Source organism: Streptomyces fungicidicus (assembly GCF_003665435.1).
In the GTDB taxonomy this organism is placed as follows: domain Bacteria; phylum Actinomycetota; class Actinomycetes; order Streptomycetales; family Streptomycetaceae; genus Streptomyces; species Streptomyces fungicidicus.
The window spans coordinates 1,916,967-1,931,036 of sequence record NZ_CP023407.1 but is presented as its reverse complement, the minus strand read 5'-3'; the positions used below and the strand labels follow the sequence as shown (position 1 = coordinate 1,931,036).

Annotated in this window: 15 protein-coding genes; 8 read left to right on the top strand and 7 right to left on the bottom strand. The window is 73.7% G+C overall.

Annotated elements, in window-relative coordinates:
- Positions 1–5 precede the first annotated feature (5 nt).
- Complete coding sequence (locus CNQ36_RS08760) at positions 6–974, bottom strand: cyanobactin maturation protease PatG family protein (RefSeq protein ID WP_121545564.1); 969 nt, start codon at positions 972–974, stop codon at positions 6–8.
- Between the two features lie 820 nt (positions 975–1,794).
- On the opposite strand from CNQ36_RS08760, the gene CNQ36_RS08745 reads away from it, so the two are divergent.
- The 3 genes from CNQ36_RS08745 to CNQ36_RS08735 all read left to right on the top strand — a co-directional run bounded on the left by CNQ36_RS08745 (position 1,795) and on the right by CNQ36_RS08735 (position 4,760).
- Positions 1,795–3,645: an FUSC family protein gene (locus CNQ36_RS08745; RefSeq protein ID WP_121545562.1), complete on the top strand. Its 1,851-nt coding sequence runs from the start codon at positions 1,795–1,797 to the stop codon at positions 3,643–3,645.
- An 82-nt stretch (positions 3,646–3,727) separates the two neighbouring features.
- Positions 3,728–4,417 carry a DUF899 domain-containing protein gene (locus CNQ36_RS08740; RefSeq protein ID WP_121545561.1) on the top strand — a complete coding sequence of 230 codons (690 nt, stop codon included), beginning with the start codon at positions 3,728–3,730 and terminating at the stop codon, positions 4,415–4,417.
- A gap of 157 nt (positions 4,418–4,574) precedes the next feature.
- The gene (locus tag CNQ36_RS08735; protein WP_073937149.1) at positions 4,575–4,760 is read left to right on the top strand and encodes a hypothetical protein; all 186 of its coding nucleotides are present in this window, start codon (positions 4,575–4,577) and stop codon (positions 4,758–4,760) included.
- Between the two features lie 58 nt (positions 4,761–4,818).
- Here the strand turns inward: CNQ36_RS08735 and CNQ36_RS08730 are convergent, their stop codons facing one another.
- Entirely contained in the window at positions 4,819–5,271 is a 453-nt protein-coding gene (locus CNQ36_RS08730) for a hypothetical protein (RefSeq protein ID WP_121545560.1), read from the bottom strand.
- Positions 5,268–5,984, bottom strand: a complete 717-nt coding sequence (locus tag CNQ36_RS08725; protein ID WP_228312933.1) for an ATP-binding protein — start codon at positions 5,982–5,984, stop codon at positions 5,268–5,270. Before CNQ36_RS08725 ends, CNQ36_RS08730 begins: the two co-directional genes overlap by 4 nt.
- Before the next feature lie 223 nt (positions 5,985–6,207).
- Here CNQ36_RS08725 and CNQ36_RS08720 point away from each other — a divergent pair, with 223 nt between their 5' ends.
- The 3 genes from CNQ36_RS08720 to CNQ36_RS08710 all read left to right on the top strand — a co-directional run bounded on the left by CNQ36_RS08720 (position 6,208) and on the right by CNQ36_RS08710 (position 8,247).
- On the top strand, positions 6,208–7,068 hold the full coding sequence (locus CNQ36_RS08720; protein ID WP_004932604.1) for a helix-turn-helix domain-containing protein: 861 nt from the start codon (positions 6,208–6,210) through the stop codon (positions 7,066–7,068).
- Positions 7,069–7,353, top strand: a complete 285-nt coding sequence (locus CNQ36_RS08715; RefSeq protein WP_004932607.1) for a DUF397 domain-containing protein — start codon at positions 7,069–7,071, stop codon at positions 7,351–7,353. It begins immediately after the preceding gene.
- Positions 7,354–7,443: 90 nt separating this feature from the next.
- The gene (locus CNQ36_RS08710; RefSeq protein ID WP_121545558.1) at positions 7,444–8,247 is read left to right on the top strand and encodes an SAM-dependent methyltransferase; all 804 of its coding nucleotides are present in this window, start codon (positions 7,444–7,446) and stop codon (positions 8,245–8,247) included.
- 539 nt (positions 8,248–8,786) lie between these two features.
- On the opposite strand, the gene CNQ36_RS08700 is transcribed toward CNQ36_RS08710, so the two are convergent.
- Both CNQ36_RS08700 and CNQ36_RS08695 read right to left on the bottom strand, forming a co-directional pair.
- Positions 8,787–10,283 (bottom strand): glutamate synthase subunit beta, encoded by a 1,497-nt coding sequence (locus CNQ36_RS08700; RefSeq protein ID WP_121545557.1) that lies wholly within the window; start codon positions 10,281–10,283, stop codon positions 8,787–8,789.
- 93 nt (positions 10,284–10,376) lie between these two features.
- Entirely contained in the window at positions 10,377–10,856 is a 480-nt protein-coding gene (locus CNQ36_RS08695; protein WP_004932615.1) for an anthrone oxygenase family protein, read from the bottom strand.
- A 134-nt stretch (positions 10,857–10,990) separates the two neighbouring features.
- Between CNQ36_RS08695 and CNQ36_RS08690 the strand changes: the two genes are divergently transcribed.
- Both CNQ36_RS08690 and CNQ36_RS08685 read left to right on the top strand, forming a co-directional pair.
- Positions 10,991–11,623, top strand: coding sequence for a nucleoside/nucleotide kinase family protein (locus CNQ36_RS08690; protein ID WP_004932618.1), 633 nt, complete (start codon positions 10,991–10,993; stop codon positions 11,621–11,623).
- Positions 11,624–11,732: 109 nt separating this feature from the next.
- On the top strand, positions 11,733–12,161 hold the full coding sequence (locus CNQ36_RS08685) for a CBS domain-containing protein (protein WP_004932621.1): 429 nt from the start codon (positions 11,733–11,735) through the stop codon (positions 12,159–12,161).
- A gap of 36 nt (positions 12,162–12,197) precedes the next feature.
- Here CNQ36_RS08685 and CNQ36_RS08680 read toward each other — a convergent pair whose 3' ends face one another.
- On the bottom strand, positions 12,198–13,121 hold the full coding sequence (locus CNQ36_RS08680; protein WP_121548402.1) for a carbohydrate kinase family protein: 924 nt from the start codon (positions 13,119–13,121) through the stop codon (positions 12,198–12,200).
- Positions 13,103–14,014, bottom strand: coding sequence for a pseudouridine-5'-phosphate glycosidase (locus CNQ36_RS08675; RefSeq protein ID WP_206278442.1), 912 nt, complete (start codon positions 14,012–14,014; stop codon positions 13,103–13,105). The genes CNQ36_RS08680 and CNQ36_RS08675 overlap by 19 nt, the downstream gene beginning before the upstream one ends.
- Between the last annotated feature and the right edge of the window lie 56 nt (positions 14,015–14,070).

The following is a 14,070-nucleotide window of genomic DNA, read 5'->3' as shown; positions in this document are numbered from 1 at the left end:
GTGGTTCACCGGGCGTAGTAGGGCTGGAGCGCGGTCACCCGGAAGGGGAAGAGCCCCGCCAGACCGACCCGGGCGGACCACTGCTCGGTGACGTTGGTCCTGCGGTGGGTGTAGGAGAAGACGACCGTGATGACGATGTGCGATCCGGAGCTGAGCCGGGAGGGCCCGGCCTCCACCGCGGAGAGCGTGTAGCCCTCGGCGTACCGCTCGTGGGTCTTCCGGTAGATCTCCTGGTCCCTGACCGCCAGGTAGTTGAGCGCCCGGTCGGCCGGTTCGGTGCCCGCGTTGTCGCCGAGCTGGAGCAGCCGGTCGAGCAGGGCTCCGGCGGTCCTCTCGAACTCCTTGCGGGAGGTGTCGTCGGGACGGTCGACCGCTCGGATCAGCTCCTTGCTGTCGAAGGCCCAGATCTTCTCGACGCGGACCAGCGGGACGGAGAGCCCCTGGCAGGTGCCCGGCGGCGCGACCGGCCCGAGACGGCCGACGGCCACGGCGAGGTCGCGCCGGCCGGTGACCGGGCGCAGGGCGTCCACGAGGTCGTCCAGACCGGCCGGGTCGGCGGGCTCCAGGATGTAGGTGTCGACCCCCTGCACGGAGAGGACGTAGCACATCTGCCGCGCGATGTAGTGGTTCTCCGGGTCGGACAGGACGCGGTGGAGCGCGTCCGCGTCGGTGGCGTCGGCGGTGCCTGAGGCGCTCGCCGCCTGGAAGAACTCGTGCTGTACGGAGAGGTCGGGGAAGACTGCGTGGACCCGGCCCAGGACGTAGACGTAGCCCGCGTCGGTGTCGCCGCCGGACGCCCGGCCGGCCTCGTCGGAGGCGGCTGTGCCGCCTCCGCATCCGCAGGAGGCCTGGGTGACGGCGGGCTCACCGGGCGCGGGACGCGGGTCCTCGGGGCTGGGAGCGGACGCCGGCCGCACCCCGGTCTCCGCCGGAGGGCTCACGTCCGTGACGACGTCGGTGGTCTCGGGGTCCATCGGTCACTCCTCACCCATGCTCTGCCGGGCCCTCCGGCCACGGCGGGCCCGGACTCCGGCCGTCCTGATCGTCTACGCGCCCCGGAGGCGCCTCAGCGGTCCCGGCCGCCGATCGTCATCCACCGGTTCAGCGCCTCGGCCCTGCGGCCGCAGCCGCCGCAGGGCCGGACCCCCACGGCCGTGGTCAACCGGGTGACGGCGTCGCCCAGCCCGATCTCCGCTCCCTCACGCGCGAATCCCGGGATACGGGCCCGGTGGCGGGGCCGGTCGTGACGGCGGGCGCCACAAGGGTCGTCCGCCGCCCGTTCCCCGGCCCCACGCCCCCTTGTCCCACCGTCAACCATCCTGCTCACACCCCGGTGTTGACCACTTTCCGGGCATCTCCACACTTCTCCATCGTCCTCCCGGCGCACTCCGTGCGCACCTCGGGCGGACCGGCCTCCCCGAACCCGTGGAACACGTGACAACGGCGTTACGAGAGACGGGGGTTGGAGCGTCCGTGCCCGCCGCGCCCCGGCGGTCCGGCGACCGGGCGTCGGAATACGCGGGGTCGGCTGGCCCGTTCACCTTGATGGAGACCAGGGATGACCGCAGGGTCGCCCACCCGGAAGGTCGAGGCGACAGCCGTGTCCACACGGAGCGTAGGACGGTACGAGGTCTCGCGCCGCTGACGTGGCGCGCGGTCCGCATTGTCATCTCGTGGAAACGGGAGCGTTCGCTTCGTTTCCACGGGAGCGATTACCGTGGGAGGCGCGTTTCGTTCCGCCCGGTCATCGTCGCCCGCGAGCACCCTCCGCCCTGACGCGACGACTGGAGCCCCGTGACCCGTGCCGTACCCCCGTGGCTGGCCCACGCCCTGCGCGCCCAGCGGGGACCGGTGCCGTGGAGCGCGGTCACGCGCGGTGCGCTGGGCGGCGGGCCGCTGCTGCTCGCCGCCGTCCTCGCCGGGCGGCCCACGCTCGGCGTGGTCGCCGCCATCGGCGCCATGTTCGCCGGGATCAACGACCGGCCCGGCAGCCGGCGGGCCTCCGTCGGACGGATCGGCGGGCCCGCGCTCGCCGGGGCGGCGGGGCTGGTCGTCGGCACGTACGCCGGTGACCATCTGCCGGCCGTCCTGCTCACCCTGCTGCTCACCCTGCTCGGCCTGGCCGCCGGGGCGGTCAGCGCGCTCGGGCCGGTCGGGTCCGCCGTCGGGACACAGCTGCTGGTCGGGGCCGCCGTCGGGGCGGGGATGCCGCTGCCCGAGCCCGGCTGGCTGCGGGCGTCCGCCTTCCTCGCCGGCGCCGGATGGCTGCTCCTGCTGCGCCTCGCGCTGCCCACGCCCGGCTCGCTCGCCGGGAACTTCCGGTTCGACGGCGAGCGGGACGCCGTCGCCGGGGTGTACGACGCCGTCGCCGCGCTGCTCGAAGCGACCGGCTCGGAGACGGCCACCGCACGCCGGGCCGCCCTCACCGCCGCCCTCGACCAGGCGCAGGACGCCCTCGCCGGGCCCCGGCTGCGGCCGCACCCCTCCACCGCGGCCGAACGCCGGCTGCACGCCCAGTACGCCGCCGCCCTGCCGCTCGCCGAGGCGGCCACCGCGCTGGCCTGGGCCGGGGAGCCCGTGCCGGCCCGCGCCTCCGAAGGACCCCGGCGCCTCGCCACCGCCGTACGCGGCGCCGCCCCGACCGGCCCGCTGCCCGCCCCCTCCCGGACCGTCCCCGCACTGCGCGCCCTCGACGACGCACTGCTGCACGCCGCCGAGGCCTTCGACCGGGCCGACGGCGGCGGCCTGCACGCCCGCAAGCGGTCCCGCGCCGCCCGGCTGCGCACCGTCCTCGGCGCCCGCGGCCGGGAGTACGGAACGCGGGTCGCGCTCTGCTTCGGGGCGAGCGCCGGCCTCGCCCAGGCCCTGCACCACACCCACTGGTACGGGCAGCACACCCACTGGTACTGGCTTCCCGCCACCGCCGTCTTCCTCGTCAAACCCGACCTCGGTCCGCTGGCCTCCCGGGTGCTGTCCCGGGCCGCCGGGACCGTGCTCGGGGCGCTCCTGTTCGCCGGGCTGGCGGCCGTGCTGCCCCGGCCGGAAGGCCTCGTCGCCCTCGTCGCGGTCAGCGGGGCGCTGATCCCCGTCGCCACCCGGCACTTCGCCGCGCAGACCGCCGTCGTCACCGTGCTCGTGCTGGCCCTGGTGATGGCCGGCGGCGAACCCCAGGCCTCCCTGGGACGCATCGGCGAGACCCTGCTGGCCTGCGCCGTCGTCCTGGTCGCCGGCCATCTCCCGCTGCCCGGACAGCGCGGCGGCGACGCCATCCGCGCCCGGCTCACCGAGGCCGGCGGCGCCGCGCAGGCCTACCTCGACCACGTACTGGGCGGGTCCGGCGACCGCCGGGCCCGCTGGGCGCTGCGCCGTGAGGCCTACCGCACCCTCGCCGAGGCCCGCGCCGCCATCGCCCTCGCCTCCGCCGAACTCCCGTCGCTCTCCCGGCACGCCGACGGCACCGACGACATCGCCGCCACCCTCGAACTCCTCGTCGACACCACCACCGCCTGCGCCGTCCACCTCGACGACACCGGCGGTCCCGACCCCCGGCACGTCGAACGGCTGGCGGAGCTCGCGGACCGGGTGCGGACCCGTGGGGGCGTCGCGGTGCGGCTTCCCCCGGGCCACGACCGCGTCGTCTGCTGAAGAGTTTTTCGCGGCGCGGCGATGAGTTCCGGTGCGACCGCCGGTCATTCCTGGCAACGGGATTCGTCGCACAGGAGGAATCATGTCGCTTCCGGAAGTCGCCTCACGCGCCGAATGGCGCGCGGCGCGCCAGGAACTGCTGGTCAAGGAGAAGGCCGCCACCCGCGCGCGGGACGCGCTCAACGCCGAGCGGCGCCGGCTGCCCATGGTCGCCGTCGACCGGGAGTACGTCTTCGAGGGCGGGGACGGCAAGGTCACGCTGGCCGACCTCTTCGAGGGGCGGCGCCAGCTCGTCGTGTACCACTTCATGTTCGCCCCCGAATGGGACGCCGGATGCCGCAGCTGCTCCGGGTTCCTGGACCAGATCGGTCACCTCGCCCACCTGAGGGCACGGGGCACCACGTTCGCGGCCGTCTCCCGGGCGCCGTACACGAAGATCCTGCCGTTCAAGGCGCGGATGGGCTGGACGCTGCCCTGGTACTCGTCGTACCTCTCCGAGTTCAACGCGGACTTCGAGGTGACCGTCGCAGACGAGGGGGAGCTCACCGAGCGGCCCGGCCTGAGCTGCTTCCTGCGCGACGGCGACCGGGTCTTCCACACGTACTCGACGTACGAGCGCGGTCTCGACGGGCTCGGCTCGACGACCAGCCTGCTGGACCTCACCGCCCTCGGCCGGCAGGAGGAGTGGGAGGAACCCAGGGGGCGCGCGTCGGCTCTCGGGGCGCCCGCGGGAAGCGACCGCGTCCGCTATCACGACGAGTACGACGACTGACACACAAGGTGACGGATTGCTCCGTAGAGCCGAGGCCCGGATCACACTTGGCGGTGAACGGGTGTCAACTACGTCTCAGTACCGTCACTGAGCAGGGCGTTCGCCCCATGGTTGGCGTTTAACTCTTACGAGTACAACGCAACATGGAGGTGGCAGGGTGAACGGGCGAACGGTGCTCGAACGCTTTCCCGCGGGTGGGCCGCGCGGTTCCTGGCCGGCGGAGGAGTTCGCGCACGCGCGACGCCTGGAGGGCCTGCCCGCTGAGGTCGTCATGGACCTCGCGACCGACATGTTCCTGGTGATCGTCCGCGGCGACGGCGGCGGGGGTGACGCGACGGCGTGACCAGGGAGCTCCGGGTACCGCCGGGTGTCGCCGGGCCGGGCCGAGCGCCCGGGGGTGTTCAGGCGGTGACCGGGCGCGACCAGGTGGGCGTGGTGCCGGTCAGCCGGCACAGGGTGAGGTAGAGCGGGATCGGCGGCGTGTAGGGCAGCGTGCCGTCGGGGCGGTGGATCAGTCCGGGAAGGCCCGGGGCGCCGGAGGCGTCCGACGGGCCGGGGAGGACCGCGCCGGTCGCGTAGTGCGCGGGGGCGGGCCACTCCAGGGCGTAGTCGGAATCGGACGGGACCAGCCACCACCAGTGCGCGTCGTCGGCGTACACGCAGCCCACGCGGGGCAGTCTCGGCAGCACCAGCGGGCCGAGGCGGGCGGGCGCCGCGACCGCGTCACAGCCCATGGGCGCGGTCATCCCCTCCGGGACGGGCAGCCGCCGGGGGGTGCCGGGGGTGCTCCGGCCGCGCTGGATCCGCACCAGCGAGTCCAGGCTCAGCACGCGGGTGCCGGACAGGGCCGTCACGCCCGGCCCCAGGTGCGGGGGGCGCGCCGGCCCGCGGGGACCGGGTGGTGCCGGTGCCCGGGGGCGGCCGCCCTGGTGCGGTGCGACTGCTCGGGCTCGTCGGGGTCGCTGTCGTCCGGGGTGCCGGGCGGGCCGGGCTTCGGACGGGCGCCCCAGCCGAGGTCGCCGGTGGGCTCCGCGGGTTCGGCGGTTTGTGCTGGTTTCGCGGGTTCGGCGGGGGCGTCCGCCGTGCGGGGGAGGTCGGCCCAGACCAGGAGGCCGGTGCCGTTCTCGTGGGCGCCCCAGGAGTGACACAGGGAGTCGACGAGGAGAAGTCCCCTGCCGTGTTCGTCCTCCGGCTGCTGCCGGGTGTTGGCCCGCGGCTGGTCCGGTGCGCAGCCCTCGTCGCCCACGGCGATGCGCACCAGCTCACCACCGTCGTGCAGCTCGCAGACTATGCGGCTGCTCGCGGTGTGCACGATGGCGTTGGTGACCAGTTCGGAGACGACCAGGGCCGCCGTGTCGCAGGTGTCCGCGCACACCGACCAGCCGGTCAGCCTCGCCCGTGTCAGGCGTCTCGCCTGGGCGGGGGAACCCGGATGAGCGGCCAGCTCGAAGCGGAACCGGCGCTCGGCGACGGACCTCGGGAGGTCGGATGCCGAGGCGGCGCCGAGGCTGACGGAACCTGCGGCGGCGTCTGTTCCTAAGGGCGCGGACGGAATCACGCTTGCCACTATCGCCCCGCCGTGAACACTTGGCAAGTGTCACTATGAAAAATGCAGAGTGCGGTATGACGGTCTGGACGGTCATGGCACACTGCTCGCAACAGCACTTCGCGCGGCGCCAGTTGGGATCGCCGGAGATCCGTTCGAATATCAGTTCGAGCGTGAAGGATCTTCGAAAGGATCTTCGAATGGCGCCGCCGGGCTGTCAGGATTTGTTCGAGGGAGGTGGAGTGTGAGCGAACCCCGGTCCGCGCCGACGGTCGGACAGGTCGTCCTCGGCCGGCGCCTGCTGGACCTGCGGGAACGCGCGGGGCTCAAGCGTGAGGAAGCGGCCCGCATCCTCCGTGTCGCACCCGCGACCGTCCGCCGCATGGAGATGGCCGAGGTCGCGCTCAAGATCCCGTACCTCCAGATGCTGCTCAAGGCGTACGGCGTTTCCGACGACGAGGCCGACGCCTTCGTGCAGCTGGCGGAGGACGCCAACCGCCCCGGATGGTGGCAGCGCTTCCACGACATCCTGCCCGGCTGGTTCTCCATGTACGTCAGCCTGGAGGGCGCCGCCTCCCTCATCCGCAGCTACGAACCCCACTTCGTCCCCGGACTGCTCCAGACCGAGGACTACGCGCGCGGCGTGCTGCGCTCCGGTGCGATAGGGCAGACCCAGCCCGAGGACATAGAGCGCCACGTCGCCCTGCGCATGCAGCGGCAGGACCTGCTCACCCGTGAGGACGCGCCCCGCATGTGGGTCGTCATGGACGAGACCGTGCTGCGCCGCCCGGTCGGCGGCCCGGAGGTGATGCGTGCCCAGATCGACAAGTTGCTCGAGGCCACGAAACTGCCCAATGTGACGCTGCAGATCGCGACGTTCGCCGGGGGGCCGCACCCCGGCACGTACGGGCCGTTCGTGCTGTTCCGATTCGCCATGCCCGAACTTCCGGACATGGTCTACAGCGAGTACCTGACCGGCGCCGTCTACCTGGACGCGCGTGCCGAGGTGTCGACCCACCTCGAGGTCATGGACCGCATGGCGGCGCAGGCCGCTACGGCACATCGCACGAAGGAGATCCTCCGGGATCTCCGCAAGGAGTTGTGAATGGAACTCACCAAGCCCCAGAAGTCCCTGTCCTCGCGGCGGGTGCGCACCGGGCGGATCTACAACGGAATGCCCGCGCGGGAGCTGGGCAGCGAGGGCTGGCACAAGCCGTGGAGCGGTGGCAACGGAGGGAACTGCCTGGAGGCGATGAAGCTCGACGACGGCCGGATCGCGGTGCGTCAGTCCACTGATCCGGACGGGCCGGCACTGATCTACACCTCGGCCGAGATGACGGCCTTCATCGAAGGAGCGAAGGCGGGGGAGGCGGATTTCCTGCTGTCCTGAGGTCTGTTGCTCGCTCCACCTTGTTTGTTTTCCATTTCGGCTTGGCACTGAATTGATCACTAACAGTTGCAGAGAATTACGGAGTCCGTCATGACCGGGCAGAACCCCGTGCAGATCGACACGAGCAGGCCGCATCCCGCGCGGATGTACGACTGGTATCTCGGAGGCAAGGACAACTACCCGGTCGACGAGGCCATGGGCCGGCAGATGCTGACCCTCGACCCGCGGGTGCCGGTGATGGCGCGGGTGAACCGCGCGTTCATGCAGCGGGCCACGCGGTGGCTGGCCGGGCAGGGGGTGCGCCAGTTCCTGGACGTCGGCACCGGTATCCCCACCGAGCCCAACCTGCACCAGGTGGCTCAGCGGATCACGGCCGACGCCCGTGTCGTGTACTGCGACAACGACCCCATCGTGCTGGCCCACGCGGCGGCGCTGCTGCGCGGCACGGACGAGGGGGTGACCGAGTACCTCCAGGCCGATGTGCGTGAGCCGGACGTGATCCTGGAGGGGGCGCGGAAGGTCCTCGACTTCGGGGAGCCGGTGGCGCTGTCGCTGATCGCGCTGTTGCACTTCGTCTCCGACGAGGACGGGGCGCACGAGTTGGTCGGGCGGCTGCTGGACGCGCTGCCCTCCGGGAGCTATCTGGTCGTCAGCCACGCGACGGCCGACTTCACTCCGGAGGAGTCGAAGGCGGCCACGGACAAGCTCAAGGCGGCGGGCGTCACTCTGGCGCTCCGCTCCCGTGAGGAGTTCGCGCGCTTCTTCGACGGGCTGGAGCTGGTCGAGCCCGGCGTCCAGGTTCCGCAGCAGTGGCACCCGGAGCTGGGTGAACCGGTGCCGGGGCAGGACGACGGCGTCATTCCGGGCTACGGCGCGGTGGCCCGCAAGCCGTAGACCAGGCGGCGGGGTGGTGGGGTCCGTCAGGGCCCTGCGTTCCGGCACCACTCCGCCGCCGCCCCACGGTGGGTGGGTGGGTCGGGGCCGGGTCGGGGGTGGCCGTCCTCGGACTGGCGCGACTGTGCCCGCTGGAATACCTCGGGGCGCGGACGCGCCAGCCACTGCGGGCGGCCACCCCCGCCCCGCCCCCTCCGCGCCGACGGCGGCCATCCGCTCCATCTGCCGCACCCCGCGAGCACTCGCCCCCTCCGCTCCCCGAGCCCATCCACACCTCCACCCTCCGCGGCAACCATGCCGCCGGCCCCCGCACTCCGCGGGCAGTCGTGCCGCCGGCCGCCAGCCCTCGCACTCCGCGGGCAGTCGTGCCGCTGGGGCGGCACGGGTGGGCGCGACGGCACCCCGTTGGCGCCGGGCTGCGCACACCCCGCCCGGCCCACACCCACGCCGGGTACCGGTGCGGCGCTGGGTCGCGGGCCCGCACCCGGCACACGTCACCCCGGGACCGCAAAGCCACCCGCCCCCACGGGCACGTGTGCTCACACGGTCATCGGACGGTCGTACGGCCCCACCGGCGCCGGAAGCCGGCTCGGCACCCCCGTCAGGTACTGGTCCACCGCCGCCGCGACCGCCCGCCCCTCGGCGATCGCCCACACGATCAGCGACTGCCCGCGCGCCGCGTCCCCCGCGGCGAAGACCCCCCGCACCTCCGTGCCGAACCCCGCGTCCCGCGCGATCGTCCCCCGGGGCTCCAGCCCCACCCCCAGCTGGGCGATCAGCCCGTCCTCCTGATCCGGTCCGGAGAACCCGAGCGCGAGCAGCACGAGATCGGCCGGCAGCGTCCGCTCGGTGCCCGGCACGGGCCGGCGGCCGGCATCCACCTCGACCAGGTGCAGCGCCCGCACCCGCCCACCCCCGTCACCCACGAACCGCAGCGTGGACGCCGCGAACACCCGCGCGTCCCCCTCCGCGTCCGCCGAAGGAGCCGTCCGCAGGTCGCGGGCCTCCTCGTGCGCCGGCGACAACCGGTACAGCTTCGGATACGTCGGCCACGGCTCGGCCTCCTCGTCGCGCTCCGCCCCCGGCCGCCGGTAGATGTCGAGCTGGGTGACGGACGCGGCCCCTTCCCGTACCGCCGTGCCCAGGCAGTCCGCCCCCGTGTCACCCCCGCCGACGATCACGACGTGCCGGCCCGCCGCCGACAGCGGCGACGACTCCAGGTCCCCCTCGCACACCCGGTTCGCCAGCGGCAGGTACTCCATCGCCTGGTGAATGCCCTCGAGTTCCCGTCCCGGCACGGTGAGTTCCCGCCACGCCGTCGCGCCCGTGGCGATCACCAGCGCGTCGTAGCGCGACCGCAGCTCCGCCGCGTCCACGTCCCGCCCGACCGTCGTCGACGTACGGAACTTCGTCCCCTCGGACCTCATCTGCTCCACCCGCCGCTCCAGATGGTGCTTCTCCATCTTGAACGCCGGGATGCCGTACCGCATCAGTCCGCCGAGGCGGTCGTCCCGCTCGTACACCGCGACCGTGTGACCCGCCCGCGTCAGCTGCTGGGCCGCGGCCAGTCCCGTCGGGCCCGAGCCGATGACCGCGACCGTCCGGCCGGAGAGCCGGTCCGGCGGGGCCGGCGGGGCGAAACCCTCCTCCCAGGCCCGGTCGGCGATGGCGCACTCGACGTTCTTTATGGTGACCGCCGGCTGGTTGATGGCGAGCACACAGCCGGCCTCGCACGGCGCAGGACACAACCTGCCCGTGAACTCCGGGAAGTTGTTGGTGGCGTGCAGCCGTTCCGCCGCCGCCCGCCAGTCCGCCCGGGAGACCAGGTCGTTCCAGTCGGGGATCAGATTGCCCAGCGGGCAGGCCTCGTGGCAGAACGGCACACCGCAGTCCATGCAGCGGTCGGCCTGCGGACCGATGAGGGGCAGCAGCGCACCGGGGACGTGGACCTCGTCCCAGTCGCGGACCCGTTCCTCGACGGGCCGACGGGGCCACTCCCGGCGGGGTGTGGTCAGGAAACCCTTGGGGTCGGCCATGACCGTCTTCCTTGCGTGCGCGGGTGACGGGCCGTGCCTCGGTCCTCCGGCCACGATACGTCCGCTCGGACGCGCCCGCAGGGGCCGCGGCCGTCAGATCAGGGCCAGGAGGTAGGACACCGCCGCTCCCGTCGAGGCCAGTGCCCGCACGTGGTTCCACCTCGTCCACTCGCGCACGTAGACCGGCCAGTACGCGGCGGCCTCCGCGCCGCCCGGCTGCAGGCGGGCCAGGGTCTCGTTGCGCGGTACGTTCGCGACGGCCGTCAGCCCGAACGACCCCGCCAGGAACAGCGCACCCCCTACGAGCAGTTCCGCCGTCCCCTCGTCCGGCCACAGCACGAAGGTCACCACCGTGATCACCGCGGACAGCACCGCCGAGCCCAGGAACAGCAGCATGAACGCCGGACGCACGGCGGCCACGTTGACCGCCTGCATCGCGGCCACCCCCTGCGCCGGCGGCAGGTCAGCGAGCGCCCTCATCACGAACGTCGAGAAGGCGACGAACACCCCGGCCGTCAAACCTGTCCCGAGCACGCCCAGGATCACCAGTACGAAAAGCGGTCCGTCGATCATGCTGTTCGCCCCCAGTCGTGGGCCGGGGGCCTCACCCCGGCCGTCCTCACCAGTACATCCGGGCCGGATCCGCCGGGCCATGGCCGAGGAGCGCGGACGCATGCGTGAGCGTCCGGACGGCGCATCATGGCCGTGTGCGACTCGAACCGATCACCTGGGACCGGCTCGGCGACCTCCTCGCCGAGCGCATGCTGGAGCTGAAGACGGCCGACGGCGGCCCCTGGCCGCGGGTCGCCCTCGACGGAGCGCCGGCCGCCCGCCCCGGAGACCTCGCCGGGCGGATCGCCGAGGCGCTGCGGATACGCGGCCGGCCCTCCCTGGCCGTGGGCGCCGAGGGCTTCCTGCGTCCCGCCTCGGTCCGGCTCGAGTACGGGCATCAGGACGTGGAGTCCTACTACAGCGGCTGGTACGACACCGGCGCCCTCTGGCGCGAGGTGTTCGGCCCCCTCGAACCCGGCGGGAGCGGACGGGTCCTGCCCGACCTGTGGGATCCCGTCACGGACCGGGCCACGCGCAGCCCCTATGTGCCGCTGCCGCCCGGTGGGGTTCTGCTGGTGCACGGTCCCCTCCTCCTTCGCCACTGGTTCCCGTTCGACCTGAGCGTCCACGTGCTGCTCTCGCCGGGTGCCCTGCGCCGCCGCACCCCCGACGCCGACCACTGGACCCTCCCCGCCTTCGAGCGCTACGAGCGGGAGACCGACCCCGCCGGCACGGCCGACGTGCTCGTACGGGCCGACGATCCCCGGCATCCGGCCTGGCGCGGCTGACATCCGCTCTCCGGGTGCCCTCCGGGGACGGCACAACGAGAATGAAGGGCGCCGGGACTCTGCGGCGCGCCCCGCGCCGCGCCGGCCGTCCGGGACCGGGAGGTACTCCATGACCACCGCCGGAGACATCATGCACCGCGGCGCCCAGTGGATCCCCGCGCACGAAACCCTCGACCGCGCGGCCCAGTTGATGCGCGATCTGAATGTCGGCGCGCTGCCCATCAGCGACGAGAACGAGCGGCTGTGCGGCATTCTCACCGACCGCGACATCGTCGTCGGCTGCGTCGCCAAGGGCCACGACCCGGCCAGGGTCACCGCGGGCGAGATGGCCAAGGGCACCCCGCGCTGGATCGAGGCGGACGCCGACATCGGCGACGTCCTCAACGAGATGCAGACCCACCGCATCCGCCGGCTGCCCGTCATCGAGGACAAGCGCCTCGTCGGCATGATCAGCGAGGCCGATCTCGCCCAGCACCTGCCGGAGGACCAGATCGCCGCTTGGGCGGAGAGCGTCTACGCCAGGACGTCCGCCGACTGACCCGCGCCAGGGGGCCCGGCCCGTCCGCCGGGCGGGTCAGGGCGGCCGGCCCCCCGTCAGTTCCACCGCCCGCGCGCCCGCCCGGCAGCCCTCGCGAGCCGCCTGTTCCGGGCCGGCGCCCGCGAGCAGGGCCGCGATGAAGGCGCCCGTGAAGGCGTCGCCCGCGCCCGTGGTGTCCCGGGGCGTCACCGGCTCGGCCGGGACGCGTGCGTACACCTCCCCGGACCGGGCGAGCAGCGCGCCCTCGGCGCCCTGCTTGGCCACCACCAGCGGGACGTGCCGGCTCAGCCGCGCCGCGGCGTCCGCCACGTCGGGCAGCCCCGTGAGCAGGCAGGCCTCGTCACGGCTGGGCAGCAGCACGTCCACGCCGTCGACCAGCGACAGGAACCGGTCGGCGCCCAGCCGGGCGAGGAACCCCGCCGACGCCGGATCCAGACTCACCGGCACCCCGCGGGCCCGCGCCGCCTTCGACGCCACCGCGACGAACTCCCGGCTCGGTTCGGCGAACAGCAGATAGCCCGACAGGTGCAGCCGCGCCACCCCGTCCAGCAACGCGTCCGACCAGTCGGCCGGTTCGAGCCGCAGCGACGCGCCGCTGTCGGTGAGGAAGGTCCGCTCGGCCGCCGCGTCCCCGTCGACCAGGCAGATCACCGTGCCCGTCGGCGCCCGCCCGTCCACGACCAGCAGGGGACGGACCCCGCGGGCGGCGAGCTCCCGCTCGTGCCAGGCCGCCGCGTCCGCGCCCACCCGCCCGAGCAGCCGCACCTCGGCGGTGCCGCGGTACGCCGCCCAGCAGGCCACGTTGGCGCCCGCGCCGCCCGGCACCGTGCGGATCGACGCCGCCGTGTCCGTACCCGGGGCGAGCGGCCCCCGGTGCCGGGCCACCACATCGGTGATCACATCGCCGGCGACCAGCAGCGCACCGCTGCCCACGGCCCCCGTCACCTTCCGTCGGCCCAGGCCGCCGCGACGCGTGCCGCCAGGCGTACGTTGCCCCGGACCGCCGCCAGGTTCGCGGCGAGCGAGGCGCCGTCGGTGCCGCGGACGAGATGGCCCAGCAGGAACGGGGTGACCGCCTGGCCGGTGACGCCCTCCGCCCGGCAGGCGCGCAGCGCCTCGTCGAGCACCCGCGCGTGCAGCACGGGATCCAGCTGCTCCTCCTCGGCGACCGGGTTGGCCACGATCAGCGCCGAGCCGGGCCCGCGCAGCGCGTCCTGCGCCCGCATGACCTCCGCGACCTGCCCCGGGGTGTCCAGCCGCCAGTCCACGGGATGGCCCGAGTCGGACAGGTAGAAGCCGGGGAAGCGGTCCGTGCCGTACCCGGCGACAGCCACCCCCAGCGTCTCCAGCCGCTGCAGGGTCGCCGGCACGTCCAGGATCGACTTCACCCCCGCGCACACCACCGTGATCCGCGTCCGCGCCAGCAGACCGAGGTCGGCCGACTCGTCCTGGGTCACCGTCCACTCCCGGTGCACCCCGCCGAGCCCGCCGGTGGCGAACACCCGCACACCCGCGAGCGCCGCCAGCAGGGCGGTGGCCGACACCGTGGTCGCCCCGTCCGCCTCCGTGGCCACCGCGAGCGGCAGATCACGGTGACCCAGCTTGCGTATGCCGTCCCCGCTCGCGATCCGCTCCAGCTGCTTCTCGTCCAGACCGACCCGAGGCCGCCCGTCCAGCACGGCGATCGTCGCCGGCACCGCGCCCTCCCGCCGCACGGCCGCCTCCAGCTCCAGCGCCACCTCGAGATTGCGCGGCCGGGGCAGCCCATGGGCGATGATCGTGGACTCCAGGGCCACCACCGGCCGGTTCGCGGCGAGCGCCTCCCGTACCTCTTCGGACACCATGAGCACCACGCGACTGCCTCCTGTCTGCCGGTTCTCCCTCATCTCTGGCGGGCGGCGCACCGGGC

What these genes read in the sequence shown, in the direction of transcription:
- CNQ36_RS08760 (WP_121545564.1), bottom strand. Translation starts at nt 974, where the DNA reads ATGGACCCCGAGACCACCGACGTCGTCACGGACGTGAGCCCTCCGGCG.
- CNQ36_RS08740 (WP_121545561.1), top strand. Translation starts at nt 3,728, where the DNA reads ATGTCGCTTCCGGAAGTCGCCTCACGCGCCGAATGGCGCGCGGCGCGC.
- CNQ36_RS08715 (WP_004932607.1), top strand. Translation starts at nt 7,069, where the DNA reads ATGGAACTCACCAAGCCCCAGAAGTCCCTGTCCTCGCGGCGGGTGCGC.
- CNQ36_RS08710 (WP_121545558.1), top strand. Translation starts at nt 7,444, where the DNA reads ATGACCGGGCAGAACCCCGTGCAGATCGACACGAGCAGGCCGCATCCC.
- CNQ36_RS08700 (WP_121545557.1), bottom strand. Translation starts at nt 10,283, where the DNA reads ATGGCCGACCCCAAGGGTTTCCTGACCACACCCCGCCGGGAGTGGCCC.
- CNQ36_RS08695 (WP_004932615.1), bottom strand. Translation starts at nt 10,856, where the DNA reads ATGATCGACGGACCGCTTTTCGTACTGGTGATCCTGGGCGTGCTCGGG.
- CNQ36_RS08685 (WP_004932621.1), top strand. Translation starts at nt 11,733, where the DNA reads ATGACCACCGCCGGAGACATCATGCACCGCGGCGCCCAGTGGATCCCC.